Annotated in this window: 25 protein-coding genes and 1 tRNA gene; 7 read left to right on the top strand and 19 right to left on the bottom strand. The window is 68.9% G+C overall.

Annotation, left to right across the window (positions count from 1 at the left end):
• Positions 1-27: 27 nt before the first annotated feature.
• The 3 genes from ACZK4S_RS03175 to ACZK4S_RS03165 are packed head-to-tail and all read right to left on the bottom strand — an operon-like array spanning position 28 to position 2,719.
• Complete coding sequence (locus tag ACZK4S_RS03175) at positions 28-1,554, bottom strand: PH domain-containing protein (RefSeq protein WP_463643329.1); 1,527 nt, start codon at positions 1,552-1,554, stop codon at positions 28-30.
• Complete coding sequence (locus ACZK4S_RS03170) at positions 1,554-2,042, bottom strand: PH domain-containing protein (RefSeq protein WP_076061136.1); 489 nt, start codon at positions 2,040-2,042, stop codon at positions 1,554-1,556. The genes ACZK4S_RS03175 and ACZK4S_RS03170 overlap by 1 nt, the downstream gene beginning before the upstream one ends.
• Positions 2,042-2,719 (bottom strand): DUF1707 SHOCT-like domain-containing protein, encoded by a 678-nt coding sequence (locus ACZK4S_RS03165; protein ID WP_463643328.1) that lies wholly within the window; start codon positions 2,717-2,719, stop codon positions 2,042-2,044. The genes ACZK4S_RS03170 and ACZK4S_RS03165 overlap by 1 nt, the downstream gene beginning before the upstream one ends.
• Before the next feature lie 142 nt (positions 2,720-2,861).
• On the opposite strand from ACZK4S_RS03165, the gene ACZK4S_RS03160 reads away from it, so the two are divergent.
• Positions 2,862-3,983 carry a 6-phosphofructokinase gene (locus ACZK4S_RS03160; protein WP_076061132.1) on the top strand — a complete coding sequence of 374 codons (1,122 nt, stop codon included), beginning with the start codon at positions 2,862-2,864 and terminating at the stop codon, positions 3,981-3,983.
• Positions 3,984-5,342 carry a serine hydrolase domain-containing protein gene (locus ACZK4S_RS03155; RefSeq protein ID WP_463643327.1) on the top strand — a complete coding sequence of 453 codons (1,359 nt, stop codon included), beginning with the start codon at positions 3,984-3,986 and terminating at the stop codon, positions 5,340-5,342.
• Positions 5,343-5,372: 30 nt separating this feature from the next.
• On the opposite strand, the gene ACZK4S_RS03150 is transcribed toward ACZK4S_RS03155, so the two are convergent.
• Positions 5,373-8,141, bottom strand: a complete 2,769-nt coding sequence (locus ACZK4S_RS03150) for an FAD-binding and (Fe-S)-binding domain-containing protein (RefSeq protein ID WP_463643326.1) — start codon at positions 8,139-8,141, stop codon at positions 5,373-5,375.
• Positions 8,142-8,223: 82 nt separating this feature from the next.
• Between ACZK4S_RS03150 and ACZK4S_RS03145 the strand changes: the two genes are divergently transcribed.
• Positions 8,224-8,297, top strand: a tRNA-Gly gene (locus tag ACZK4S_RS03145).
• 13 nt (positions 8,298-8,310) lie between these two features.
• On the opposite strand, the gene ACZK4S_RS03140 is transcribed toward ACZK4S_RS03145, so the two are convergent.
• Positions 8,311-9,270, bottom strand: a complete 960-nt coding sequence (locus tag ACZK4S_RS03140) for a DUF368 domain-containing protein (RefSeq protein WP_463643325.1) — start codon at positions 9,268-9,270, stop codon at positions 8,311-8,313.
• 243 nt (positions 9,271-9,513) lie between these two features.
• Between ACZK4S_RS03140 and ACZK4S_RS03135 the strand changes: the two genes are divergently transcribed.
• Both ACZK4S_RS03135 and ACZK4S_RS03130 read left to right on the top strand, forming a co-directional pair.
• Positions 9,514-10,599 carry a GNAT family N-acetyltransferase gene (locus ACZK4S_RS03135; protein WP_463643324.1) on the top strand — a complete coding sequence of 362 codons (1,086 nt, stop codon included), beginning with the start codon at positions 9,514-9,516 and terminating at the stop codon, positions 10,597-10,599.
• A gap of 79 nt (positions 10,600-10,678) precedes the next feature.
• Complete coding sequence (locus ACZK4S_RS03130) at positions 10,679-11,506, top strand: putative endonuclease domain-containing protein (RefSeq protein WP_143570937.1); 828 nt, start codon at positions 10,679-10,681, stop codon at positions 11,504-11,506.
• Positions 11,507-11,579: 73 nt separating this feature from the next.
• On the opposite strand, the gene ACZK4S_RS03125 is transcribed toward ACZK4S_RS03130, so the two are convergent.
• The 7 genes from ACZK4S_RS03125 to ACZK4S_RS03095 all read right to left on the bottom strand — a co-directional run bounded on the left by ACZK4S_RS03125 (position 11,580) and on the right by ACZK4S_RS03095 (position 17,356).
• Positions 11,580-12,239, bottom strand: coding sequence for an HAD family hydrolase (locus ACZK4S_RS03125; RefSeq protein WP_463643323.1), 660 nt, complete (start codon positions 12,237-12,239; stop codon positions 11,580-11,582).
• 81 nt (positions 12,240-12,320) lie between these two features.
• Complete coding sequence (locus tag ACZK4S_RS03120; RefSeq protein WP_463643322.1) at positions 12,321-12,965, bottom strand: DUF305 domain-containing protein; 645 nt, start codon at positions 12,963-12,965, stop codon at positions 12,321-12,323.
• A 151-nt stretch (positions 12,966-13,116) separates the two neighbouring features.
• Positions 13,117-13,344: a hypothetical protein gene (locus tag ACZK4S_RS03115; RefSeq protein WP_463643321.1), complete on the bottom strand. Its 228-nt coding sequence runs from the start codon at positions 13,342-13,344 to the stop codon at positions 13,117-13,119.
• Between the two features lie 123 nt (positions 13,345-13,467).
• Complete coding sequence (locus tag ACZK4S_RS03110; RefSeq protein ID WP_463643320.1) at positions 13,468-14,550, bottom strand: polysaccharide deacetylase family protein; 1,083 nt, start codon at positions 14,548-14,550, stop codon at positions 13,468-13,470.
• 171 nt (positions 14,551-14,721) lie between these two features.
• Entirely contained in the window at positions 14,722-15,558 is an 837-nt protein-coding gene (locus ACZK4S_RS03105) for a MetQ/NlpA family ABC transporter substrate-binding protein (RefSeq protein WP_076061115.1), read from the bottom strand.
• Positions 15,559-15,659: 101 nt separating this feature from the next.
• A complete protein-coding gene (locus ACZK4S_RS03100; protein WP_076061113.1) occupies positions 15,660-16,340 on the bottom strand; it encodes a methionine ABC transporter permease in 681 nt (226 codons plus the stop codon).
• Positions 16,337-17,356 carry a methionine ABC transporter ATP-binding protein gene (locus ACZK4S_RS03095; RefSeq protein WP_076061111.1) on the bottom strand — a complete coding sequence of 340 codons (1,020 nt, stop codon included), beginning with the start codon at positions 17,354-17,356 and terminating at the stop codon, positions 16,337-16,339. Before ACZK4S_RS03095 ends, ACZK4S_RS03100 begins: the two co-directional genes overlap by 4 nt.
• A gap of 143 nt (positions 17,357-17,499) precedes the next feature.
• On the opposite strand from ACZK4S_RS03095, the gene ACZK4S_RS03090 reads away from it, so the two are divergent.
• A complete protein-coding gene (locus ACZK4S_RS03090; RefSeq protein WP_459396246.1) occupies positions 17,500-18,201 on the top strand; it encodes an alpha/beta fold hydrolase in 702 nt (233 codons plus the stop codon).
• Positions 18,202-18,208: 7 nt separating this feature from the next.
• On the opposite strand, the gene ACZK4S_RS03085 is transcribed toward ACZK4S_RS03090, so the two are convergent.
• The gene (locus ACZK4S_RS03085) at positions 18,209-18,772 is read right to left on the bottom strand and encodes a type II toxin-antitoxin system PemK/MazF family toxin (protein ID WP_076061107.1); all 564 of its coding nucleotides are present in this window, start codon (positions 18,770-18,772) and stop codon (positions 18,209-18,211) included.
• Between the two features lie 17 nt (positions 18,773-18,789).
• Positions 18,790-19,365 (bottom strand): hypothetical protein, encoded by a 576-nt coding sequence (locus ACZK4S_RS03080; protein WP_463643319.1) that lies wholly within the window; start codon positions 19,363-19,365, stop codon positions 18,790-18,792.
• Between the two features lie 53 nt (positions 19,366-19,418).
• Here ACZK4S_RS03080 and ACZK4S_RS03075 point away from each other — a divergent pair, with 53 nt between their 5' ends.
• Positions 19,419-20,015: a class I SAM-dependent methyltransferase gene (locus tag ACZK4S_RS03075; RefSeq protein WP_076061102.1), complete on the top strand. Its 597-nt coding sequence runs from the start codon at positions 19,419-19,421 to the stop codon at positions 20,013-20,015.
• Between the two features lie 11 nt (positions 20,016-20,026).
• Here the strand turns inward: ACZK4S_RS03075 and ligD are convergent, their stop codons facing one another.
• The 5 genes from ligD to scpC form a co-directional block, all read right to left on the bottom strand.
• Positions 20,027-21,001, bottom strand: a complete 975-nt coding sequence (gene ligD / locus ACZK4S_RS03070; RefSeq protein WP_076061100.1) for a non-homologous end-joining DNA ligase — start codon at positions 20,999-21,001, stop codon at positions 20,027-20,029.
• 19 nt (positions 21,002-21,020) lie between these two features.
• Positions 21,021-22,181 carry a hypothetical protein gene (locus ACZK4S_RS03065; RefSeq protein ID WP_076061098.1) on the bottom strand — a complete coding sequence of 387 codons (1,161 nt, stop codon included), beginning with the start codon at positions 22,179-22,181 and terminating at the stop codon, positions 21,021-21,023.
• Positions 22,182-22,244: 63 nt separating this feature from the next.
• Positions 22,245-23,411, bottom strand: a complete 1,167-nt coding sequence (locus tag ACZK4S_RS03060; protein WP_233120754.1) for a M20 metallopeptidase family protein — start codon at positions 23,409-23,411, stop codon at positions 22,245-22,247.
• Between the two features lie 40 nt (positions 23,412-23,451).
• The gene (locus ACZK4S_RS03055; protein WP_076061094.1) at positions 23,452-24,036 is read right to left on the bottom strand and encodes a MarC family protein; all 585 of its coding nucleotides are present in this window, start codon (positions 24,034-24,036) and stop codon (positions 23,452-23,454) included.
• Positions 24,037-24,221: 185 nt separating this feature from the next.
• Positions 24,222-25,736: a succinyl-CoA:acetate CoA-transferase ScpC gene (scpC, locus tag ACZK4S_RS03050; RefSeq protein WP_076061092.1), complete on the bottom strand. Its 1,515-nt coding sequence runs from the start codon at positions 25,734-25,736 to the stop codon at positions 24,222-24,224.
• Between the last annotated feature and the right edge of the window lie 107 nt (positions 25,737-25,843).

Below are 25,843 nucleotides of genomic sequence, written 5' to 3'. Positions count from 1 at the left end.
AATAGGGCGCACCCGGATTGCTGGGACTCAGGCGGTGGCCCGGGCGATCCGGGCGCGGGCGACCTGTTCGTCGAAGACCCGCCGGGCGTCGGCCTCGTCGAGGTGGTAGAGCTTCTGGGTGACCGGGCCGTCGGTGGTGTGGACGTGCACGTGCGCCAGTTTCAGGCGGCGCTGCAGGGGGCCCTGGTGGATGCTCGCCGACTGCATCCGCCGGTGCGGCACGATGCTGATGACCCGCTCGAGCAACCCGTGCTGCGTCACGACGACGTGCTCGCCGATGCCCCAGGTGTGGCTGCTGAAGTTGAACGGCGTGAGCCAGCGGGCCCGTTCCGGCTGGGGGTGCGCCTGCACCTGGGTGAGGTCCACCTCGGGCCACAGGGCGCGCAGCACGGTGAGCACGTCGTCCCAGGTCCCGTAGGGGAGGACGACGGCGTTGGTCTGCCGGTTCTCATCACCGGACGGGTCGCCGTAGCCCAGCACCGTCACCGTCATCTGGTAGAGCCCGGTGGCGCGCTGCAGGAGGTCCTGCTTGATCGCCACGCCCTGGATGCGGTTGGGGCGCAGCCCCTGGCTGGTGGTGCTCAGTGCACCGCGCGTGAGCCGGAGCGCGCCGTCGCTGCGCGTCATGCGGAAGTTCCAGTTGCGGCCGGTCTGGTTCCAGATCCAGCCACCGATGCCCAAGGCCGCGGCGAGCATGGTGACGGGCGTCTGGGCGAGGAGCGCGAAGACCACCAGGATGCCGCCGCCCACCACGGCAGCCCCGGTGCCCAGCGACACGAGCGCGCCCAGCAGCAGGTTGCCCGCCGGCACCGCCACCACCAGGTCCTCCCGGGCCTGGGGGAGTTGCGCCGGGGGCTGGCCGCCCAGGGGGGGCACGGCGTCGGCCGGGTACTGCGGAGCGCCGACGGGGATGTGGGCCTGCCGCATCCGCGCGACGAGGTGCTCGCGCAGCGACTCTGCGCGGCTGAGGGAGAGGAACGCCAGGTCCACACCGCCGGCGCCGCCGACGTCGATGTGCACCTTGGCCAACCCCATGAGCCGCGCTATGAGCGGTTGGGAGACCTCGACAGACTGCACCTTGGTGTAGTCCACCTTCGTGGAGGTCTCGGAGAGGAAGCGCCGCTCGACGCGAAACTCGTCGTCGTCGGCGATGAACGTGGTGGTGCGCCAGGTGAAGATCCCCGAGATGCCAGCGATCAGCGCCACGAGGAGCAGACCGCCGCCGATGAACAGGGCACTGCTGCCGAAGCCCGAGGAGCCTTCGAGGATCTCGCGCGTGAGGAAGTAGCCGCCCGCCACCAGCGCGATCCCGCCGCGGGCGAGGCCCGTGAGGGGATGGGGACGCTCGATGATCTTGGCGCGGGGGGCCTGCGGCTCGAACGGGTGGGGCGGCGGGAAGGCCGTCGGGTCGAGCTGCTGCACCGGGGTGTCGTCGTGGGGGACGATCGGCGGAGGCGGAGCAAAGGACGGCGCCACCACCGGATCTGCCGCCTCGACGCGGTCCGCCGGATCCGGGGGAGGCAGGGGCGGGAGGAAATCAGGCCCGTGGGTCATCAGATCCCGGCCTGCTGCTGCTCGCCGCGGGCGATCAGGCGGTCGCGCAGAGCGGCCGCGTCAGCGGCGGGGAGTCCCGGGATGGTGACGGTGCCGCTGGTGGACGACGTGATCATCTGCACGGTGGCAAGGCCGAACAACCGGTCGAGCGGCCCGGACTGGACCTGGACGAGTTGCATGCGGCCGTAGGGCACGCACTGCAGGCTCCGGCTCCAGAGGCCGCGGGTGAGGTAGACGTCCTCGTCGCGTTCGGCGTAACCCCACCGTCGGAAGACCCGCGGCGCGCGGATCATCCGCCACGCGATCACCACCACCGCCAGGGCGAAGAAGGACCAGCGCATCCAACTGGTGCCCCACAGGAGCACGGGCACCGCGAGAAACGCGAAGAAGAACCCCCATCCCAGCGGGATGAGGATCATTTTCTGGGTCAGGTAGTTACCGGAGAGACGCTGCCAGGGGGTGCCGGGCGGGTCGAACAGGTCATTCATCAACGGGTGAACCTCTGGTATTTGCGGACGCGGGTCGTGTCGGGGCCCAACACGGTGACCTCACCCATGATGAAGGTGCCGACAAGCCGCAGCCGGATGCCGTCCGGGTGGGGCACGGCACCGTCCACCTTCGATTCGCCCATGATCATGTTCAACCGGGACAGGTCCACGGAGACGCCCTCGGGCACGCGGATGCTGACCTCGCCCATGAGCCCGCCGACGTTGATGGTGGTGTCGCGGCTCTCGAAGGCCGCGCCCACCAGGTCGATCCTGGCATCACCCAGCCACGAGTTGACCGTCACGTTGGAAGCGATCGTGTGGAGTTGGCCGGGCTTGAACGTCGACATGACGGCGTTGCCGCCGGTGAACGCGTCGATTCCAGGCACGGCGGGCGGCCCGGCGAATTGGGCGGGCACCGGCCTGCGGTCCGGCGACCCCGCCGGGGTGGGGGCCGAATACGGTTCGACGACGGGCTGGGGCTGCGGGGCCACCAGATCGGTCGTCAGGGGGGTGAGGTCGCCGAAGGTCTTGGCGTCGTAGGCCTTGGCGATGCGGTCCGCGTGTTCGTCGAACGTCAGCCGCCCGTCGGCGTAGGCGTTGTTCAGCAACTGCGCCACCAATTCACGGTCCTGGTCCGCGCACCGCAGTTCCTGCAGCCGGTTCTGTTCGATCGACATGGATCCACTGTAGGTCGTCGACCCGTCCCGCCGACAGCCGGGAGGGCCGCGTCCCGGGTCAGTTCAGGGATGCCACGGATGGCCGTTGCTCGCGGGCGCGGAACGGCCCACGGGCCGGGCCTCGCCGCTCTAGGGTGGGCACATGGCAAAGCGCATCGGGATTCTGACGGCAGGCGGCGACTCGCCCGGCTTGAACGCGGCCATCCGCGGCTTCGGCAAGGCGGCGATCGGGCAGCACGGCATGGAGCTGCTCGGCTTCCGTTCCGGGCTGAAGGGCCTCGTCGAGAACAACTTCCAGGTGCTCGACTCGGACGCGCTGTCGGGCATCCTCACCATCGGCGGCACCATCCTGGGCACCTCGCGGGACAAGCCGCACAAGATGGTGATCGACGGCGAGGTACGCGACATGACGTCCACGATCGTCGAGAACTACGAGAAGAACGACCTCGACGGCCTCGTGTGCATCGGGGGCGGCGGCACGGCCAAGAACGCAAAGCGCCTCGCCGCGGCGGGGCTCAACGTCATCCACCTGCCGAAGACCATCGACAACGACATCGCGCACACGGAGACCAGCTTCGGCTTCTCCACGGCGCTGGGCATCGCGACGGAGGCCGTGGACAGGCTGCACTCCACAGCCCACTCGCATCACCGCATCATCGTCGTGGAGATCATGGGCCACAAGGCCGGCTGGCTGGCGCTGGGCGCAGGCATCGCCGGCGGGGCCGACGTGATCCTGATCCCGGAGATCCCGTACTCGGTGGAGGCCGTGGCGGAATCGGTCCACCGGCGGGCCGCCTCGGGCCGCAACTTCTCCGTCATCGCGCTGGCCGAGGGCGCCCGCGACGAGAAGGACTCGGCGGACCTGGCCGCTGCGGAGGTGCTGCGCAAGCACGCCTCCACCGCGGAGGCGAAGGCCGCCGCAGACAAGCACCGCGACGCGGTGGTGGCGAGCCACCGCAACAACGCCTTCAAGCTGGCCGAATCGCTCGAGCAGATCACCGGGCTGGAGTCGCGCGTGACCATCCTGGGGTACGTGCAGCGCGGTGGCATCCCGGACGCCAACGACAGGGTGCTGGGCACCCTGCTGGGATCTGCCGGGGCGGATCTCGTGGCGGAAGGCACCTTCGGTATCACGGTCGCTTCGCAGTGCGGCGCGGCGGTGCCCGTCCCGCTGGAGGACGTCGCCGGCAACCTGAAGACCGTGCCCGTGGACCACGAGTGGGTCCGCGCCGCGCGCGGGGTCGGCACCAACCTGGGCGACTGAATGGCCACGAAGGTGGAACGCCGCCGGCCGCGGTGGGTCGTGGTGGGCGTCGTGCTCGCACTCGTGCTGACCATGGTGCTGGCGGGCTACCTCTACATGCGTCCGCTGCTGCGGACGGGCACCGGCTATGCGGCGCACAGCCTGTGCGCGGTCACGGAGATCGCGGGGCGCACCGACGCCTCGGAGGACCTGCCGCCCAACCCCCTGGTGCCCTTCCTGACCCAGTTCAAGAACGGCAGCTACGCCTACGTCAACGTGCTGGGCGTGCTGGCGGGCCAGACCGCCTACTACACGGAGGGCCTGGGCTGCACCCTGTCGCCGCGACGCCCCGTCTTCCCGACCTCCGAGGCACTGCCGCCCACCACCCTGCTGACGGACGAGCCGGCCTTGGACGCCTCCCTCGACGACGCGATCGGACGCGCTTTCGGCGACGGGCTGTCCGACGACGAGGCGGGGGCGCTGGGCACCCGTGCCATCGTGGTGGTGAAGGACGGCGTCATCGTGGGCGAGCGCTACGCCGACGGCTTCACGGCGAACACGCCTCAGCTCGGCTGGTCGATGACCAAGTCCGTGACGAACCTCCTGACGGGTCGTGCGGTGATGCAGGGGGCGGTCGCCCTCGACGACGCCAACCTCCGCCCGGAGTGGACGGATGAGCGCGCTGGGATCACCGTCGACCAGTTGCTGCGGATGACCAGCGGGCTGGAATGGGATGAGGAGTACGACCTGGGCACGCCCATCACGGAGATGTTGTTCAACTCCGACGACATGGCGGCCTACGTCGCCGGGCAGCCCGCGGCGCACGAGCCGGGGACGTTCCAGCAGTACTCGTCGGGGTCGACGAACCTGGCGTGTTCGGTCCTGAACGATCGTCTGGGGGCGGGCCCGACCATGCCGCGCGAACAGTTGTTCGCCCCGCTCGGGTTGGCCTCAGCGGTGCTGGAACCGGACGCGGCCGGCACGCCGGTGTGCGGGTCCTACCTGTGGGCCACGCCCCGCGACTGGGCCCGGATCGGCCAGTTCGTGCTGGACGACGGCGTGGTCGACGATGTCCGGCTGCTGCCGGAGGGCTGGGTCAAGGAGTCCACCACCGTCGTGCCGCTGACCGGCGCCGACACCGGGGAGTACGCCACGGAGGAGGCGGGTTACGCGTCGTCGTGGTGGACGAACCTGCGCGGCGACGGCACCCTGGCCCACCCGGACCTCCCCGAGGACCTGTTCTGGGCGCAGGGCCACGACGGCCAGCGGATGTATGTCGCGCCCAGCCTGGACCTGGTGGTGGTGCGGATGGGTTTCACGCCCGAGTCGCGCGACCTGGGGCTCGCCGAGCTGATCCGGGCCGCCGCCGACGCCTCCTGAGGGATGCCCGGGCGAGACCGGGCGGTCAGCTCAGGGGCGGGTCGCCTGGGCGAGCAGTTCGATGATGTGGCGGTAGGTCTGCCCGGTGGCGCGGGTCATGGCGAGTTCGCAGGTGCGGTTGGTGGACGCGTACGCGGCGAACTGCCGACCTCCGAGTTCCTCGGCCATCTCCCGCGTCGCCGACTCCGTCAGCTCGGGGTGCAACACCCCCCGGTCACCGGCCCAGCCGCAGCAGGCCCAGCTGGCCGGCACCACCACGTCGTCGCTGATGGCGTTGGCGATGGCCAGGAGGTGCTCGTTGATCCCCATCCGGGTGGACGCACACGTGGGGTGCAGCGCGATGGAGTCGATGGGGTGGGTGACCTTGAGGTGCGGGAGGAGGTGCTCCGCGGTGAACTGGACGAGGTCGAGGACCTCGATGTCGTGCCCCTCGGCCATCTCCTGGAGCGCCAGGGCGCAACTGGAGGCGTCGATCACGATGGGCAGGCTGGCGCCGTCGGGGCCGTGCACGTCGATGCTCTTGAGGGTCTTGGCCGTCATGATCTCGTAGCCCTCGACGAGCCCCTTGGCCTTCCAGGGGGCGCCGCAGCACAGGTCTGTGGCGTTGATCAGCGAGACGGAGACGTCCGCCCGGTTGGAGACGTCGCGGAACGCCTGGAACGTGCCCTGCCCGGCGGGGGCGAGGACCGTCTGGAGGCAGCTGGGGAAGTACGCGGCGACCCCGTAGATGCGGCCGCGGTCCCTCCGGTGCGGCCTGCGCTTCAGGCCGGCTCCGCGAGGCAGGTCCTCGTCGTACCCGGGGACGGCCTCCTCGCCGAGCCGGCGTCGGCCGGCGCTGGTGACGGCCAGGGCGAGCGGGGTGGTGGTCTTGGCCATGGTGAGGGCCGCGGAGCCCATCCGGGTGGCCAGCCCCCAGTGCTTCGCCGCCGACGTCCAGGCGGTCTTCTCCACGCCCTGCGCGAGTTCCTGTCGCTGGTGACGCACGAGGTCGCCGACGTTGATGCCGAGGGGGCACGCCACCGAGCACATTCCGTCGACTGCGCAGGTCTCGATGGCGGCGTAGAGGTAGTCGTCGGTGATCTGGTCGAGCAGCTCGTGGTCCGACTGGCGGGCGGCCAGTTCGCGGCGCAGCACGATGCGCTGGCGGGGGGTGATCGTCAGGTCGCGCGAGGGGCACACCGATTCGCAGTAGCCGCACTCGATGCAGGAGTCCACCTCCGGCTCGATGGTGGGCATGAGCTTGAGGTTGCGCAGGTGCTCGTCGGGGTCGTCGGAGATGATGACGCCGGGGTTCATGATGCCCGCCGGGTCGAAGAGGTGCTTGATCTCGCGCATCACCTCGTACAGCTCGTCGCCGTACTGGGCGTTGACGAACGGCGCCATGGCGCGCCCCGTGCCGTGCTCCGCCTTGAGGACGCCTCCGCGGCGCAACACCTCGCGCACCAGGCTGCGGGTGAACTTCCGGTAGCGCAGCAGACCGGCGGGCTGATCGAAGCGTTCGCTGAGCAGGAAGTGGATGTTGCCGTCACGCGCATGGGCGAACAGGGGCACGTTGTCGATGCCGTAGCCGTGCTTGTCGAACAGCACGTCGAGGGCCTTGCACATGTCTGCGAAGTTCTCGAGCGGCAGGCTCAGGTCCTCCAGCATGGTGGTGGTGCCAGAGGCACGCGCGCCGGCCACCAGGGCGTAGAGGCCCCGGCGCAGTTCGATGAGCGCGTTGCGCTGCGTGGGATCCGTGGTGAGTTCGACGACGTCCACTGCGTTCAGTTCGCCCAGCGCCTTCTCCGCCCGGGCAACGCGCTCTGCGAGGTTCTCCGCTGAGGTGTCGTGGAGCTCGACGAGCAGCACCGCCTGCGTGGTGAGGTCCGCGTCGCGGATGATCGACGGCGCGGTGGGCTGCTCGCGCACGACGCGCAGCGCCGCCACGTCCATCAATTCGATCGCCTCGAACCCGTGTTCGACGAGTCCCTGGGCGGCGGTGGCCGCGGCGTCGAGGTTGGGGAACACCGCGAGCGCCGCCGCCGAGTGGCTGTAGCGCGGCACGGTGCGGAACGTGGCCTCCGCGACGAACCCCAGCGTGCCCTCGGAGCCGACCAGCAGGTGGGGGATGATGTCGACGGGGCGGTGGAACTCCAGCAGCGCGTTGATGCCGTAGCCCATGGTGTTCTTGATGCTGAAGAGGCGGTTGATCTCGGCGATCGAGGTGGGGTTGGTGCGCAACCGGTTGCGCAGCATGTGGAGCCCGCCGATCAGCTTGGTCTCCTCCAGCCGGAGAGTGATGTCGGCCGTGGGATCAGCGGTGTCGACGATGCGTCCGCTTGGCAGGACGAACACCATCGACTCGAGCGTGTGATAGGCCGTCTCGTGGTTGCCGGCCAGCATGCCGCTGGAATTGTTGGCGATGATGCCGCCGATGGTGCACGCCACCTCGCTGGTGGGGTCCGGCCCCATCCGCCGGCCGTACGGCGCGAGCCGCGCGTTGACCGCCGCGAGAGTGGCTCCGGCTCCGGCGCGGACCCGTTCGCCGCCGTCGAGGACCTCCACCCCGCGGAAGTGTTTGCGCACGTCGACCAGCACTCCGTCGGTCACCGACTGCCCGCACAGGCTGGTGCCGCCTGAGCGGAACGTGATGGGCTGACGGATGAAGGAGGCCTCCGCCATCAGGTCTGAGACGTCCTCCACGCTGGTGGGGGTGACGACGGCGGCCGGCGTCAACAGGAAATGTGACGCGTCGTGGGCCATGGCCAGGCGCGTGATGGCGCGCTCATCCCGTTTGAGGTGGGGCTGTGCGTCAGTCACGGCTCCAAGCCTACTCATGTCCTGCCAATTTCGGGGTGCTGCGGACGGGGGCTGGATGCCTGCTAGTCTTGGGTTCGCAAACGCGGGCGTAGCTCAATGGTAGAGCGTCAGCTTCCCAAGCTGAACACGCGGGTTCGATTCCCGTCGCCCGCTCCATTGCTGCCCGGAGCTATTCGTCGGCAGCTTCCACCAGGGCCTCGCGCTGATCCGTCACCCGGTCCTCCACCTTGCTGAACAGCCAGGACGCGATGACGCCCACCACCAGGAGCACGACGGCGAAGAGCACCGCGTTGGTGAAGCTCAGGTCTGCGGCGCGCAGCCCCTCGGCGGAGAAGGCGGGGAAGACCACCGTCGGGAAGATGGCGAGCGAGGAACCGACCACCATGCCCAGGATGAAGTGGTACATGCCCGCGTAGTGGCGGTCGAAGGCCCACGCTGCGGCCTTGGCGAAGATCAGCACGCAGACGATGAGGCCCAGCGCGAGCGGGATGACCGTGCCCAGGTCCAGCGCCTTGATGCCGCTGGCCATCTTGTCGTAGAGGCCGAAGTAGATGAGGAAGTTCGAGGGGCTCATGCCGGGGACGATGAGGCCCAGGCCGATCAGGGCGCCGGAGCCGAACCAGGCGGGGATGCTGGGCTCCACGTGCAGGAGTTCGCCGGACTGGCCGCCCACCAGCATCAGCGCGAAGATCGCGGCGGCGGAGACCGCCATGATGACGAGGTGTTTGGTGCTGCGCCCGCGCTTGCCGGCCTGGTAGTAGAGCGACGGGAATGTGCCGATGACGAAGCCGATGAACAGGCACACGAACTGCGCGGCGTACTTGCCGAAGGCCGCCTCGACCACGACGGCGAAGCCGAGGATGCCGAGCCCGACGCCGATGCCGACGGGGATGAAGAACAACACGTTGCGCAGGAAGTTGCGGCGCGGATTGGCGAGGAAGCGGATCAGCGGGTCGTAGAGCTTGAAGATCACCGCGAGCACGCCACCGGACAGGCCTGGCAGGATCGCGCCGACGCCGACGGCGATGCCCTTGAGGAGCCGGGCCATCCAGCGACCGAAGGAATCCGGCTGGAGAACGGGGGACGCGTCAGTGTCGCGGTGCTCCGACTCGACGGGGGTCTCGCTCATGCAGATCGTGCTTTCTCTCGAGGGCGCCTCCACTGTAGACCGGGCCGCACGCTCGGGTTAATTTCCGCACGGGGTCTTGCGCAGCCGTCGTCCCAGTGCCAAGGTGTTTTCCATGATGATGAGGCTCTGAGCGCGCGGGTTTTCCCAGGCGTTGTCGCTGTGTGTGCCGATGTGTTTCGCGGCCCCGGGCAACGCCGCTGCAGCCTTTCCCGACGACCTCATCGCACCTCTTTAGGACTCATCATGAACATCTTTGAAATCCCTCTGCCCGAACTGGCCTCCGACCCCGATTGGGCGGACCACAAGCGGCTCGAAACCGAATGCAACCGCGAGATCATCGGCGGGCCCGAGTGGGACGTCGATCCGGAGGCGGATCTCGTCTCCGCCAGGGCCGAGAAGGAATGGGCCACCCGGTGGTTCCTGGCCCGCGACGCCGAAGTCGCCGCGGGGTGGGCGCGCACAGCCCGCAACATGGTGGACCAGCCGGAGCTGGCCTACGTCACGCTGTACGTCACCCCGTCCCACCGTGGGACCGGGTTGGGGCAGGCGCTGGCCGACACGGTGCGCGAGGTGCTCGTGGCCGAGGGCGTCACCCTGTTCCAGGTGTGGATCACCACGAACATCGTCGACGCGCCGCTGAGGCCGTCGTCGGGCTTCGGTGGAGTGGACCCCGGCCATGGGGGAGTGAAGCTGGCGCTGGCGAATGGGCTGAAGCTCAAGCAGGCGGAGCGCGTCAGCCGGTACGACTTCGCCCGGCCCCTCGTCGATCCCGCCGAGGCGCTGGCCGAGGCGCAGGGGGTGGCGGGTGCCGACTACGAGGTGGTCACCGTCGAAGGGCAGATGCCCGAGGGAATGTTGGCGGGCTACGCGGTTCTGATGGAGCGGATGGCGGTGGATCCCCCGCAGGGTGAGCTCACCGTCGTGGAACGCACATGGGACGCCGAGCGCGTCCGGCAGGCCGAGGCGGTACGGCTGTTGACCGACCGGATCTACCGGGCCGTGGTGCGGCACCTGCCCACCGGAGACCTGGTGGCGTTGAGCGAGATGCATGTGGACCGGGCCAATCCGCTGGCCTTCGTGGACCAGTGGGACACGATCGTGCTGCCGGACCACCGGGGCCACCGGTTGGGCATGCTCGTGAAGGCCGCCAACCTGATCCAGGTGCGCGACAAGGAGCCCAACGCCCAGGCCATCCTGACGTGGAACGCCGAGGAGAACCGCCACATGCTGCAGGTCAACGAGGCGCTGGGCTTCTACCCGGTCTACGCCGAGGGCGGCTTCGAGGCCAGCGTGGCGAAAGCTGTGGACAACGGTGAATCGGTGGTCTGACCGGCCACAGTGCTGCCATGGAACATGGCAATGAAATTCGCAGGGAGATTCCTGCCACATCGCCCGTAAACAGCCCGATGTGGCAGAAATCTCCCTCCAGATTCCGATGACCCAACTCGTCATTTCCCGTGCCGACCTCCTGGCCAAGGAATGGACGGGCAAGAACATCGAAGCGGCCGTGTCGGCGGGCACCCTGACCAGGGTGGCCCACGGCTGGTACGCCCACCCCACTGCGGAATCCTGGCTGATCGAGGCTGTGCGGGTGGGCGGTCGGCTGGGCTGCCTGTCTGGCTGCAAGCATCACGGGCTTTGGACCCCTTCTCATCCGAAGCCGCACATCGTCGTGGGGAAGGGGGTCACGGTGGGGCGGGCAGGTTGGCACCGCCACACCGCGGCGCTTCCGGGACAGGCGGTCTTCCCCGTCAAGGACTGTCTGGCTCAGGTCATCCGGCACCACAGCCCGGAAGAGGCGCTGATGGTGCTGGAATCTGCAGCCCACAAGGAACTGATCACCCGCACCGAAGCGGAGCTGCTGATCGCCGATGCCCCGGCGCGGAAGCAGCGGGTGCTGAAGTTCTTCAGCCCGCTGGCGGAATCCGGCTCCGAGACCCGGGTGAGGCTCTGGCTGCAGCAGCAACGGATCCCGGTGCAGGCCCAGGTATGGATCGCGGGGGTGGGGAGAGTCGATCTCCTTGTGGGCAGGTCCCTCGTCCTGGAGTGCGACAGCGCGGAGTTCCACGAGTACCGCGACGAGGACTACGAGCGCTACCTCGGCCTGCGTGACCTCGGCTACACGCCCGTGGGGTTGGCCTTCAACCAGGTGCACCACTCCTGGGAGGCCACGAAGCTCTCCTTGCAGGCGGAACTGCGTTCCGGCCTGCATCTGCGACCGCCCAGCCCGAGGTGACCGGGAAACGGAGGGAGATTCCTGCCACATCGCCCGCTTATGGCCCGATGTGGCAGAAACCTCCCTCTGAATTTCAGCGGTCGGTGGTCAGCAGTGCCGTGACCTCAGCGGCGGAGTCCACAACGACCTCGGCCCCGCCGGCGAGCAGCTCTTCGCGGGTCGCGGCGCCGGTGGTGATGCCCAGCGGGCGCATCCCGGCCGCGATGGCCATGGTCATGTCGCTCACGGCGTCGCCCACGTACCAAGTGCCCTCAGCCTGGACCTCGAGGCGCTCGAGGCCCAGCAGCGCCGAATCCGGCGCGGGCTTGCCGTGCTCGACGTCCTCGGTGGTGACCAGGGCGTCGATGGGGTGGCTCAACTCCGTGATGTCGAGCAGGTGGATGGCCGAGGCGGTGCCCTTCGCCGTCACCACGCCGATGCGGTAGCCCGCCAGACGCAGGTCCTCCAACATCTCCCGCACGCCGGGGAGGACCAGCTTCGAACCGGCGGCGTTGACCGCGAGGTGGAGGGCGTCGCGGTACTCCACGATGATGCGGTTCATGCGCTCCGGGTCGTCGGCGAACGTGTGCAACTCGCCCATCGCGAACTCGATGGGGCGGCCGATCAGCGGGTAGACGTCGCGCGGGACGCACTCGATGCCGTGGGCATTGAGCGCCCCGGCGATGTACTCGGCGATGAGCGGCACGGTGTCGGCGAGCGTGCCGTCGAGGTCGAAGAGAACAGCGCGGGTCATGAGGACAACCCTAGCCACCGCATCGCGGGGTCAACTGCCGGTTCGGCCCGGTTGTCCTTTGTCCGCGCACCAGGCGTCGGGTCAGAGTCTGGTGAGCAACTCCTGCATCTCGGTGATCTCAGCCTGCTGGTCGTCGATGATCTTCTGCGCCGATGAGAGAGCATCGGGGTTCTGGCCCTCAGCCAACTGCTGCTCGGACATCTCGATCGCCCCCTGGTGGTGGGCGATCATGGCCTCGAGGAACGCCTGATCGAACTCGGCGCCGGACAGTGCGTCGAGCTGAGTCATCATCTCCTCCTGGGTCATCCCGTCCATGTCCATGCCACCCATGTCCATGCCGCCGTGGTCGTCGGGGGAGACGTCTTCGCCCCAAGCGCCCAACCAGGTGGTCATCTCGTCGATCTCGGGTCCTTGGGCTGCGGAGATCCGCTTGGCGAGTTCGACGACCTCGGCGTTTTCGGCCCGTTCGATGGCCAGCTCAGACATCTCAATGGCACCCTCGTGATGGATGATCATCATCTGAGTGAAGGTGATGTCCTGCTCGTTGTGGTCCGCGGCGACGTCTGACGAGGCGCTCGCAGACGCTGACTCCGTGGCCCTGGATGTAACTGTGGGGGAGGCAGAGGCTGCCGGAGAGGTCGTGGCGCTCTGGTCTGCGCAGGCCGCCAGGGTGGCTGTGAGGGCCAGCCCGGCCACGGTGGCGGTGATCCGCTTCGTACGTGACATGTGTTGGTGCTCCGTTCCTGGCCGACGGTGATCGCCGGACTCCCTCGAGGCTATTCACCCTCAGCGCGGGAGCCAACCCGCGGAAGGTCAAGAATCGACCAAGCCCGGCCTGTGGCTCGGCGGGGATCGCGTGACGAGCTGACCTTTCCGGTCAGGAGGAGTGGTGGTGCTCCATGCCGGAGAATCCCTGGTGCATGCCGGGGTTGTGGGTGCCGTCGAGGCCCATCTCTGACTGGGCCATCATGCGGACGTGGTCGGCGAACTCGCGGCCGGTGGGTTCGACTGCTCCGGCGGAGGTGGTGGTCATAGCGACGACTGCCGCGGCTGCGGCGGCGATGGCGGCGATCCTGCGCTTGGTGATCATGGTGGTCTCCCTCATTCAGGTGCCGGTCCTTCCGGCTGATACGTCCACTGTTCCTCGACAATGTATGGATCTGCTCAACTTTCCCCTCGGCTTCGATCAAGAAGCATGGCCGGCCGCTGGACATGGACCTCGTGTGGCTCAGCAGGCGAGCCCAGCGGGCTTCGCCACGACAGGGCCGCGGTTGACGCACACCCCGATGCCTCGGGCCTTCAGCCCGTCGCGCATCGCCCTCAGCGTGGGCCCGTTGAACGCGTACCACTTCATGTGCATCAGCACGCTGTCGCCGGGCCGGGCCGAGGTGACGACGGTGTTGATCAGCTGCTCGCTGGTGCGGCCCCGGTAGTCCAAGGTGTCGAGGTTCCACAGCCAGATCTTCATCCCGACGGCGGCGTAGGCCCGCTTCACGGTGTCGGTGTTGTAGGAACCACCGGGTGGCCGGCCGTAGGTGGTCACCACGCCCGGAGCGCCCAGCTCGTGGACGACCTGCGAATAGGTCAGCGTCGTCAGGTTGGGGTGGGTGATGGAGTGGTTGAACACGTAGTGGCCCTTGGAGCGGGCGTAGGCGGCGTCGAACCGTCCGGCGCTGATGCAGTTGCCCGTCGGGAACAGCACCAGCGCGATGCCCAGGTCCGTGGCCGCGCTGACGGTGGTCTTGAAGGCCGACAGCGACGTGGGGCAGTCATCGAATGTGAGAGTCACCCGGTTCGTCGCGTTGGGGCCCTTGTTGATGTTGTAGGCGCTGGGTGCCGGCACGGACGGCGCCTGCGTCGCGGGCGGCCGGTACCAGTAGAGGGTGGCGAGATCCGGGCGGATCGTGCCGAACTGCACGATGTTGTTGAACACGAACTGCCGCCCGTTCCACAGGTAGGAACGGCAGCCGTTGCGGCCGGTGGTGGCCGTTTCGCATTCGGTCCACCAGGTGCGCCCATTGATGTGGTGCTCGCCCGGGGTGGCCAGGGGATTGCCGGTCCACAGGCTCCTCGGCGACGGCAGGTACGTGAGGTTGTTGAACGTCCACACGCCGCCCACCTTCAGCTGCGACGTGCAGCGCGCGGTCTGCGAGTAGGGCTCGCACCAGGTGCGCCATTCGCGTCCGGCGCTGATGTGTTCCCCCGGCGTGGTGTAGACGTCGAAGGCCTGGGCCGGGGGTGCCGCCACCCAGCCCGCCGCGACCAACGCAAGCGTCAGCGCAGCCATGATCCACCTCGTGATGTGCCGCATCAGAATCCCCCTGTTTCCAACCGGCTAGGGCGGTGTCGCCCGGGTCTTGAAAACAATGTACGCCCGGGTGCGCCCGGGGAGAAGAGTCCGGGAAACCGAATATCACAAGGGGAAACACGGCGACGGGGCCACGCGGATCACCCGCGTGGCCCCGTCGTCAAAGGGATGTGATCAGCCGGGGATCACGTCACCGGCAGGCCACTCCTGCTTGATGAACTCGGCCACCTCGTCGGAGTGCAGCAGTTCTTCGAGCTTGGCGACACCGGGGTTGGTGTTGTCCGTGCGCCACGCGAGGATGTTGGCGTACGGGTTGCCCTCGACGGCTTCGATGGCGATCGCGTCATCGGCGTTCAGGCCCGCGTTGAGGATGAAGTTGCCGTTGATCAGCGCCGCGTCGACCTTCGGGTCCTCGAGCTGTTGCACGACGACCTCGGGCTGCGCCTCCTCGAACTTCAGTCCCTTCGGGTTCTGCTCGTCGGAAATGGTCAGCGCGGTGGTGTCCTCGGCGATGTCCTGCAGTAGGCCGGCCTCTTCGAGGAGCTTCAGGCCGCGGTACTGGTTCGACGGGTCGTTGGTCAGCGCGATGACGCCACCGTCGGGCACCTGGTCCGCCGATTCGTGCCTGTCGGAGAACAGGGCGAAGGGCTCGATGTGGACGCCCTCGCCGTGCTCGAACTCGAAGCCCTTCTCCGCCACCTGGTTGTCGAAGTACGGCACGTGCTGGAAGTAGTTGGCGTCGAGTTCACCCGACGCGAGCGCCTCGTTGGGCAGCACGTAGTCGTCGAACTCCTGGATCTCCAGGTCGATGCCTGCCTCGGCAGCCAGGTTCTCCTTGACGAATTCGAGGATCTTGGCGTGCGGCACGGGGCTGGCGCCGACGACGACCTTGGTGGGGTTCGCCGAGTCGAGCGAGGCGTCGGCTCCGGGCGTGGCGGCGTCAGAGCCACAGGCCGTCATGGCCATGACGGTTGCCAACGAGGCAGCGACGGCGGTGAGGATCTTGCGCATAGGTCTTTCTCCTTAGCTACTGGGCCGACAACAAGTCGGCCATCTTCCTTACTGTGGCCCCGAAGGGCCGCCCGCCTGACGGCGGGAGTCTGTGGGGTGGGTCAGCGGTGGTCGATCTTCTTGGTGACGGCCTCGCCGGCCATCTGGATGACCTGGACCAGTACCACCAGGATGACGACGGTGACGATCATCACGTCCGCCTGGTAGCGCTGGAACCCGTAGTTGTAGGCCAACCGGCCCAGGCCGCCGCCCCCGATGAGGCCGGCCATGGCCGAGTAGCCGACGATGGTGACCACCGTGGTGGTGATCGACGCGACGAGCGCGGGCATGGCCTCGGGGATCAGCACCTTGGCGACCGACTGCAGTTTCGTCGAGCCCATGGCGTGGGCGGCGTCCAGTTTGCCGACGTGCACGTCGCGTAGCGACGTCTCAACCAGCCGCGCGAAGAACGGGATGGCGGCGATGGCCAGCGACACGGATGCGGCGATGGGGCCCAGAGAGGTGCCGACGAGCCAGCGCGTGAAGGGGATGAGCGCCACCATCAGAATGGCGTAGGGCAGCGAACGGGTGATGTTGACCAGGATGGGCGACAGTGCGAAGTTGAGCGCCCGGTTCTCCGCGAGCCCGCCGCGCTGGGTGACGAACAGCACCACGCCCAGGGGGAGGCCGATGAGGACGGTGGCGATGCTGGAGATGCCCACCATCTGGATGGTCTCGACGAACGCGGGGAGCAGCGCCTTCTGCAGCGCGGGGTTGTTGAACCAGGTGTCGAGGAGGATCATGCGATGGGTTCCTCCTGACGGATGTCTGTGGTGAGGCGGGCGTCGGCACCGAGCAGTTTCAGCTCGTCGACGACGCGGTTGGCGTCGGTGCCGTGGGGCACCGCGAGCCGGAGATGGGAGAACGTGGTGCCGGCGAGCTGCTCCACCGAGCCGGCGACGATCGCGAGCTCCGCGCCGACGGCGCCCGAGGTGTGGGCGATCATCGGCAGGGCGGCGCGGTCACCGCTGGCCAGCACGTCGACGAGGGTCGCGTCGCTGGCTTCGACGGGGGAGTGCGGCGGGATGCCGAGCAGCGCCTGGCTGAGCCTGCCGCTGAGGCGCTGGACGACGTGCGTGAGCGGCCCGGATTCGACGATCCGGCCGGCTTCGAGGAGCGAGACGGAGTCACAGATCTTCTTGACGACGTGCATCTCGTGTGTGATCACGAGGACGGCCAGGTCCTGGGGGCTGCGGTCGCGCAGCGACACGATGAGGTCGAGGATCTCGTCCGTCGTGCGCGGATCCAGCGCCGAGGTGGGCTCGTCGAAGAGCAGCACGTCGGGATCTGTGGCCAGGGCCCGGGCGATGCCGACCCGCTGCCGCATGCCGCCGGACAGTTGTGCCGGGTAGGCGTTGCCCGCGTCGGAGAGGCCGACGAGCCGCAGCAGTTCCTGGGCCTTCTCGCGGCGCTGCTCGCGGCCCACGCCGATGAGCTCGAGCGGGTAGGCGACATTGGCCAGGATGGTGCGCGAATCGAAGAGGTTGGCCTGCTGGAAGACGAGCCCGATGCGACGACGGGCGGTGCGCAGCGCGTCGGAGCGGGCAGCGGTGAGGTCCACGCCGTTGATCTCGACGGTGCCGGACGACGGCCGGTCCAGCATGGTGAGGCAACGCACCAGGGTGGACTTGCCTGCGCCCGAGTGCCCGATCACGCCGTGGATGGACCCGGCGGGGACGGTGAGCGAGACTCCGTCGAGGGCGCGCACTTCACGCTTGCCCTGGTGGTAGACCTTCCGCAGGTCTGTGACGGTGATCATGGACTCTCCTGTGCTTCTGCACAGTCATTCAACCACTCGCCGGCCCGGCGCTCCGAATCGGCCGGCCCCTTGTTCACCACCGGCAGAAGTGGCCCCGCCTCCGTGAGGTGCCGGGTGGGTGGGGGCGTCGTAGGGTGGGACGCATGAGCCGCACGGTGGTCTTCGTCCATGGTCTACGCACCTCGTCGACCATGTGGGACCCTCAGGTGGAGCGGCTCCGCGAACGCGGCTGGACCTGCATCAGCCCGGATCTGCCGGGGCACGGAAGCCGTCGCGACGAGACCTTCACCTCTCAGAGCGCCCTCGACACCATCAGGGCCGCCCTGCTCGAAGCGTCGACGGCGGGGCCGGCGCACCTGGTGGGCTGTTCGCTGGGCGGCATGCTGGCGATCCACGCCGCCGCCCGCTTCCCTGAAGTGGTCCGCTCGCTCGTGGCGGCCGGGTGCTCCACCCAGCCGGGACGGCGCAGCGCCGCATTCTACGGCCGGCTGATCGGTTGGACGGACCGGGCGGGCGAGGCGCCACTGCGCCGCGTGCTGGGCCCGGCGGGCGCGGAGGCCTATCTGCGGCGGGGCCGTGCCGATCTGGCCGCGGTGGCGGCGGGGGTGCGGGCGGCGGCGCAGTTCGACCTGCTCGCCGACCTGGCCTCCATCGGCGCCCCCGTGACCATCCTCAACGGCCGGTTCGACCAGTTCCGGGGGCAGGAGCGGCGTTTCGCGCGCGCGGCCCGGCGTGGTCGGCTGGTGGTGTTGGGCTACGGCACCCACATGGTGAACCTCACGCACCCCGGCCCGTACACGGACCGGCTCGAGCGCCTGCTGCTGGAGGCCGAGGCGGCGTCCTGATGGCCGCTCAGTAGTGGTTGCCCACCTCGCGTCCGACGGTGCGGAAGGTGGACTCGTCGAGGATGGCGCCCACACGGCGCACGGTAGCCGGATCGATGCGGATGATCCGGTTGACCCGCACCTCGCTGGGGCGGCGCTGCGAATCCCAGTCGCCGGCGCCGATGTCCACCCAGTACCGGCCGGCGCGCGCTTCCTGCTCCTCATCGCGGTCGTGGTCCTGGCTGGTGATCTGCAACCCCAGGAGCCAGGGGCCGTCGTGCCCGATCAGCAGCACGGGGCGGTCCTTGCCGCGGCTGTGGTCCTCCTCGTAGGGCACCCAGGTCCAGACGATCTCGCCCGGGTCCGGACGGCCGTCCAGATGGGGGGCGTAGCTGATCTCCGGCATGCGCGTGAAGTCCCCCGGGTAGTCGCCAGAGGGTTCCTCCCTGCGCCGCTCCTGCGGCGACTCGTTCTGCTTGAAGCGCGCGCGGGTGCGGGGTCCACCGCCGGGGGCGTCCAGCGGGCGCCGGAGCGAGCGGGTGGCCGCGTCGCGGAGCACGCGGAAGAGACCGTTGAGGAGCGAGTTGGCCATGCTGGGGAGTCTATAAGTCAGCGGAACCGGGCGAGCCGGCCGTAGTGGATCTCACCGGGCCGGCGGTACGGGGCGGGCGGGGTGGCGCGCACCTGCGTCCAGTGCCGGAAGTAGCGGGTGACGGGCGGTAGGAACAGCAGGCCCGCGCCGAGCGCCGTCAGGCCGACGGGCACCGCGGCGTACCAGTGGGTGATGGCCATGAAGCCGCTCATCAGCGCAGCCGCGACGAGGCCGGCCCAGCGCGCCCAGCGCCACCCGTTCCAGGCCTGGAAACCGGCGATGCCGGCGGCCCCCGCTGCCAGCGCGAGAGCGGCGGCCAGCGCGACCTCCAGCGTCAGCGACAACCACGTGCCCGGTGCCGGATCCGTCCACGCGATGAGCCACGCGGAGTTGGCGTAGCTGGCCGGGTGCGCCGCCATCCACCAGTGCCAGGCGTAGGCGCCCAGGGCCGAGGCGACGGCGAGGTAGAGCAGCACCGACGCGACCGCGAGCACGACGGGGCGCCGGGGCTCGCCCGTGCGCCTGCTGAGCGGCACGCCGCCCCGCAGTTCCTCCAGCGGCGGGAGGGTCGCGATCTGCTTGGTGGTGTCCATCGCCGCCAAGACTACAAGCCGTCCGGCCCCGGTGGCAGAGGCATACTTGAGCCATGCACGACCACGACTGGGACGAGACCTACAGCCACTCCGAGGCCATGTGGTCCGGCAACCCCAACGCGGCGCTGGTGGCGGAGGCCTCGAAGCTCTCCCCGGGGCTGGCCCTCGACGTCGGCTCGGGCGAGGGCGCCGACGCCATCTGGCTCGAGCAGCAGGGGTGGGAGGTCGTCGGGCTGGAGCCGTCGTCGGTGGCCATCGAGCGTGCCACCAGGGCCATGAAGGCCGCCGGCGTCGAGGTGGAGTGGGTGCACGGCGAGCTCGGCTCCGCCTTCCTGCCGCACGCCGAGTACGACCTGGTCACCGCCAGCTACGTCCCGCTGTTCACGGATGCGCACACGGCCGGTCTCCTCACGAGCCTAGTAGCGCCCGGCGGCCACCTCGTGGTCGTGCACCACGCAGACTTCGACACCCAGGTGCACGAGGACCATCCCGCCTACGGCAGGGAACTCCTCAGCCCGGAACTGATCTCCGAACGACTGCCCGACGGGTGGAGCGTCATCACCCTCGACAACCGCGAGCGTTCTGTCACCCACGGGGCCGGTGCCCAGCACCGCGACGACGTGGTGCTGGTGGCGCAGCGGCTCAACTGAGCGGCGACGGCTCAACCGATCTCGGCGACGGCCGCCTCGGCCGGCGACACGTCCGGGCGCAGCCGCATCATCACCGGCTGTCGCAGCACCCCGTCGGGCGTGACGTTGAGGTAGCGCACCTGGACGCACAGCATGGGTTCCACCCAGTGCGTGCGACGGACTGCCGGGTCTGAGGGGACGGGATCGAAGGGCGGGGTGGGGCGTTCGGTCGTGCGGAGGACCTCGAGCAACATGTCCTTCTCCGCGTGGCTCAGCCCGGAGCCCACGCGGCCGAGTGAGTACAGCACCGCTTTGGTCTCGAACGTCGCCTCGTCAGCCGGGTGGCCGATCCACACCGCGCCCAGCCGTGCCGGGTTGGTGGTCTCCGGGAGCCAACCGCCGATCACTCCCACCAGTTCGGTGCGGTGCGGAGTCTTCACCCAGTCCGTGGTCCGTGCTCCGGGAAGATAGACGGAATCGGCCCGTTTGCTGATCACGCCCTCGAGCCCGGCGTCGCGAGTGGCCCGGGCGAGCGCCTCGCCGTCGTCGTGCTGGTCCGACAACTGCCAGTGCGGCCGGGCCAGGTCGAGCTCCTCCAGCCGTGCGCGCCTTTCTGCCAGCGGCAACCGGGTCAGGTCCTCGCCGGCGAGCTTCAGCAGGTCGAACGCGACGAACGTGACGGGCCGCTCGGCGGACCACCTGGCCGCCCGCGCCGCGTTGCGCACGTGCATCCGCGGTTGGATGGCGTGGAACGACGGCACGCCGTCGCTGTTCAGCGCGATGAGTTCGCCGTCGACGATGAGGCCGTCAGGTAGGCCGCGGGCGCCCGCTACCACCTCGGGGTAGGCGATGGTGATCTGCCCCTCGGTGCGGTTGTACAGGATCAGTTCCCCGCCACGGGTCTCGGCGATCGAGCGCACGCCGTCCCACTTGATCTCGTGGACCCAGCCCGGCCCGACGGGTGGCACCCCGGGCGTGGCGGTGGGGGTGGCGAGCATGGGACGCATCGGCCCATTGTCCCCTCTGTCAGGCGCGGGCGCCCCACTGGACGCGATTCTGATCGAGCGCGCGGCGGTCGTCGTCCGTGGGCGGCTTGACGAGGAGCCGGGGCGGGAAGGTGCCCTCGTGCAGGGAGAAGAGATGCGGGCACAGCACCAGTGCGTCGCCGAGGCTCACGCCGAGCGGCTCCTGGTCACCGTCGCGGAAGAAGACCACCAGGTCCGTGCGCGGGATGCTGGTCACGTCGTCGGCGGTCACCGCGAGGGTCTCCCAGCGGCCGGAGCGCTCGATCTGCAGCATCGACGACGGGAACGGCCCGCCGGCCTGGAGCCGCTCGCGTTGCTCGGCGTGCTGCTGGGCGTGGATGTCGGCGCGCAGCCGGGTCAGTCTCTGCTCCGCTGGGTGCCCCGCTGGTGGCAGCCACTCGCGCCACGCGTGGTCCGCCTGCACGTGGGGCAGTGGGCACACCTCCTTGTGGCTGCCGTGCACCGACTCCAGCACGTCCAGGAACTCCGGCCAGTGCAGGGTGTCGGTGTCCAGCAGGAAGAGGTCCTCGCGGGAGGCGGGCACCGCTGCCCATTCCGAGCCGGTGACGCTCTCCATCTGGGTGAGCGCCGCCTCCATGGTCTGGAGGTCCGCGAACCAGGCGGAGTCGTTGCCCTCGGTGGCGTGCACGACGAGGATCGAATTGTCCTCGACGACGGGGGCGAGACCGAACTGCTCAGCCATGTCGCGCAGGTTCAACACCGCGCGGGCCGCGCGGTTCACGGCCTCCTCCGCGGTGTCGCCGGCGAGTTGGTCCTCGCTGATGGGCATGACGGCGGTGGGTAGGTCGAAGGCGAGCCCGACGCCGATGTAGTCGGTGAGGGGGAAGGTCAGGGCCGGGCTGGCCTCCGGCCTGGTGAAGTAGTCGGCGCTGCGCACCAGGGGGATGGCGTCGTCGAGGCTGTGTTCCTCGTCTAGCGTGGTCTGGACGGTGACCAGGAGCTTGTCCAGTGACGCATGGAAGCGCATGAGGGCGTCCTCGTCCGACTCGCCGGGATCAGGCTCGGCGAGTTGCGGGTTGCAGATGATGTCTTCACCAGTGAGCAGCGTGAGCGTGACCATTCCCGGATGCTCGCTGCTGGGCGCGGCGGCCACCACCAGTGGGTGGGCCAGTGCCGCCGCAACGGCGTCGTCGAGTTCCATCCTTCGACAGTACCCGTGACCCGCCCCCTCACCGCCACACCCGTACGGTGGCGGTGCGCCTTTTCAGGCGATTTTGCGCAGGGCCAGTTCGGTGAAGAGCCTGGCACCGTCCGCCAGCACGGCGTCGTCGAAGAGGGCGTAGGCGGAGTGGTTGAACGGTGCGCTGGCGGGGTCCAGATCCGGCGGGCAGGCCGACAGGCCGATGAAGCAGCCCGGCGCCTCCTCCAGCAGGCGCGAGAAGTCCTCTGCGCCGGCGAGCGGCTTCTCCCAGCGCAGGTGGCGCTCCGAGCCGAAGAGGTCTGTCACCGCTGCGGCCACGGCGTCGGCCTCCGCGTCGTCGTTGACCGTGACGGGGTACTGCTCGACCAGGGAGAACTCGCCCGTGACGCCGTGCGCAGCGGCGATGCCCTCCACCACCTGGGGGATGATCTCGATGAGCTTGGCCCGCACTCCGGTGTCGAAGGTGCGCAGCGTCGCCTCGAGGCGGCCGTCCTCCGGGATGACGTTGGCGATGGTGCCGGCCTGCAGCAACCCGACGGTGACCACGACGGGGTTCTGCACGTCGAAGCGGCGGGTGACCATGGTGTTCAGCGCGGTGGTGATCTCCGCCAGCGCCGGCACCGGGTCTGCCGCGAGCTGCGGGGTGGAGCCATGACCGCCGCGACCCACCACCCGGACCCGGGCGACGTCCGAGCTGGCCATGACGGTGCCGGGCTTGGTGCTGAAGGTGCCATGGGGGTCCAGCGCGGACCACACGTGGATGGCGTAGACCCAGTCCGGCCGCGACCCTGCCACGTCGAGGAGGCCTTCCTCCAGCATGTAGCGGCAGCCGTCGACGCCCTCCTCGCCCGGCTGGAACATGAAGACCACGTCGCCGGCGAGGTCCGCCCGGCGGGCGGAGAGTTCGTGGGCGGCGCCGATGAGCATCGCCATGTGCAGGTCGTGCCCGCAGGCGTGCATGTTGCCGTTGGTCGACGCGTACTCCAGGCCGGTCAACTCCTCGACGGGCAGCGCGTCCATGTCCGCCCGCAGCAGCACGACGGGGCGCTTGCCCTGCGTCGGTTTCCCGCCGCGCAGCACGCCCACGACGCTGGTCACGGACTCGCCCAGGGTGATCTCCAGCGGCAGCCCCTCCAACGCGCTGAGGACGCGGGCCTGGGTCTGGGGGAGCTGCAGGCCCACCTCGGGGATCTGATGGAATTCGCGGCGTAGGGCAACCAGGTCGATCATGGCCCTATTCATACCAGTCGCGGCGGACGGCCGCCCCGCGTCAGCCCGTGAAGAAGGCCTTGATGCCGCCCAGCATCATCTGGACCGCGAGGATCACCAGGATCATTCCCATCAACCGCTCGATGGCGATGAGGGTCTTGTCGCCGACGACCCGGCGCAGGAAGCCCGAGAGGTAGAGGATCCCGGCGGTCACCGACCACGCCAGGATCAGCGCCCCCAGGAAGATCGGCCAATCTGCCGGGTTCTGCGAGATGAGCACGACCTCGACGGCCAGCAGCGACGGCCCGGCGACATAGGGCACGGCCAGCGGGACGATGAACGGCTCGTCGTCGGTGTGGGGCTCTCGCAGGTTCCGCTCGGCGGTGGGGAACACCATCCGGATGGCGATGAGCAACAGGATCACTCCACCGGCTGTTTCGAGCGCGGCGTTGCCGATGTTGAGCAGGTCCAGCAGGCTCCGCCCCGCGAACAGGAATGCCACCATGACGGCCAGGGCGATGAGGAGTTCGCGCAGGATCACCCACTGTCGCCGTTCCTCCGGGGTGTTGCGCAGTGCGGTCAGGAAGAGGGGCACGTTGCCCAACGGGTCCATGACCAGGAAGAACGTCAAGGCGGCGGAAAGCACGGGGTGGGGGCTCCTTTCAGGGCGCGACGCTGCTCAGCCTGCCAGAGTCCGGCCGCCCGCGTGGGGGCGGGTGGCGACGCAGGTTCAGAGCCCGCCACAGAGCCCCGCCACGATCCCCGTCGCAGGCCCACAGAAAAGGGCACCGGGGGTGGAAACCCACCCCCGGTGCCCGTGTGGCTGTCAGCTCACTGAGCCATGGTGCCCGTCTCGAGGAAGCGCACGTGCCAGCCCAGCGCGGTGGCCAGGTCGTGCGGCGTGTGCATGCCGTTGGCCTTCTTCTCCGCGAGCTTCACGTATTCACGCAGCGGCTCCTTGAAATCCGGGTGCGCGCAGTTGTCGATGATCGCCTTGGCGCGCAGCCGCGGGGCGAGCCCACGCAGATCCGCCAGGCCCTGCTCGGTGATGATCACCTGGACGTCGTGCTCGGTGTGGTCCACGTGGTTGACCATCGGCACGATGCACGAGATGGCGCCGCCCTTGGCCGTCGAGGGGGTGACGAACGACGAGATCCAACCGTTGCGGGTGAAGTCGCCGGAGCCGCCGATGCCGTTCTGCATGCGCGAGCCCATCACGTGGGTGGAGTTCACGTTGCCGTAGATGTCGGCCTCGATCATGCCGTTGCAGGCGATGACGCCCATGCGACGGATGGCTTCGGGGTGGTTCGACACGTCCTGCGGACGCAGCACGATCTTCTTGGCGTAGTGCGCGGCGTTGTCGTTCATCTTCTCCGCGGCCTTCGGCGACAGCGAGAAGGCCGTCGCGGAGGCGACGCTGAGCTTGCCTGAATCCAGCAGATCCACCATGCCGTCCTGGATCACCTCGGTGTACGAGGTGAGGTTCTCGAACGGGCCCTCGAGCAGGCCCTGGAGCACGGCGTTGGCGATGTTGCCGACGCCGGACTGCAGCGGGAGCAGGTTCTCCGGCAGACGGCCCACCTTGACCTCGTGGCCGAGGAAATCCAGGAAGTTGCCGGCGATGGCGCGGGAGTCGTCGTCGAGGTGCTTGAACGGCGTGTTGCGGTCCGGCGAGTTCGTCACGACGATCGCGATGACCTTCTCCGGGTCCACCGTGAGGTACTTGCCGCCGATGCGGTCGCCCGGGTTCTGGATGGGCAGCGGGACGCGGTTCGGAGGCAGGGCGCCGATGGGGTAGTAGATGTCGTGCATGCCGAAGAGACCCTCGGACTGCCACTCGTTGACCTCGATGATGACCTTGTCGGCGTGCTCGAGGTAGGTGCGGTTCATGCCCACGGAGGACGACGGGATGAGGTCGCCGCTCTCCGTGATGGCGGTCACCTCGATGACTGCCGCGTTGAGCTTGCCCAGGAAGCCCTGGGAGACCTGGGGGCCCATGTGGGACAGGTGGATGTCCTGGTAGTAGGACACGCCGGAGTTGATGGTGTTACGCATGTCGGGATCCGACTGGTACGGGGCGCGGTAGGAGATGCCGCCTGTGCGGGCGAGGGCGCCGTCGAGTTCAGGGGCCGTGGACGCACCGGTCCAGACGCCGATCTTGAACTCTTCGCCGCGGTTGTGCGCGGCGTCGATGATGGCGGCGAGCGCCTCGGGGAACGCCTTCGGGTAACCGGAACCGGTGAACCCTGAGAAGCCTATGTTCCATCCGTTTTCGACGAGGGCGGCGGCGTCGTGGGCCGACATCACCTTGTTCTTGAACGCCTCGTATCGGATGCGACCTGACATCTGTCCTCCTTGAAGAATTTCGGTGGCGTGGCCCACCATACCGGCTGACGTTTCCCCGGGGCCGTCGGGGCGAAATTGGACGGCGGAGCGGCGGCGGACCGGTCTGT

This window comes from Tessaracoccus zhenghani, assembly GCF_055326325.1.
Note: the sequence above shows the minus strand (reverse complement) of the source record. Positions and strands in the feature narration are given on the sequence as shown.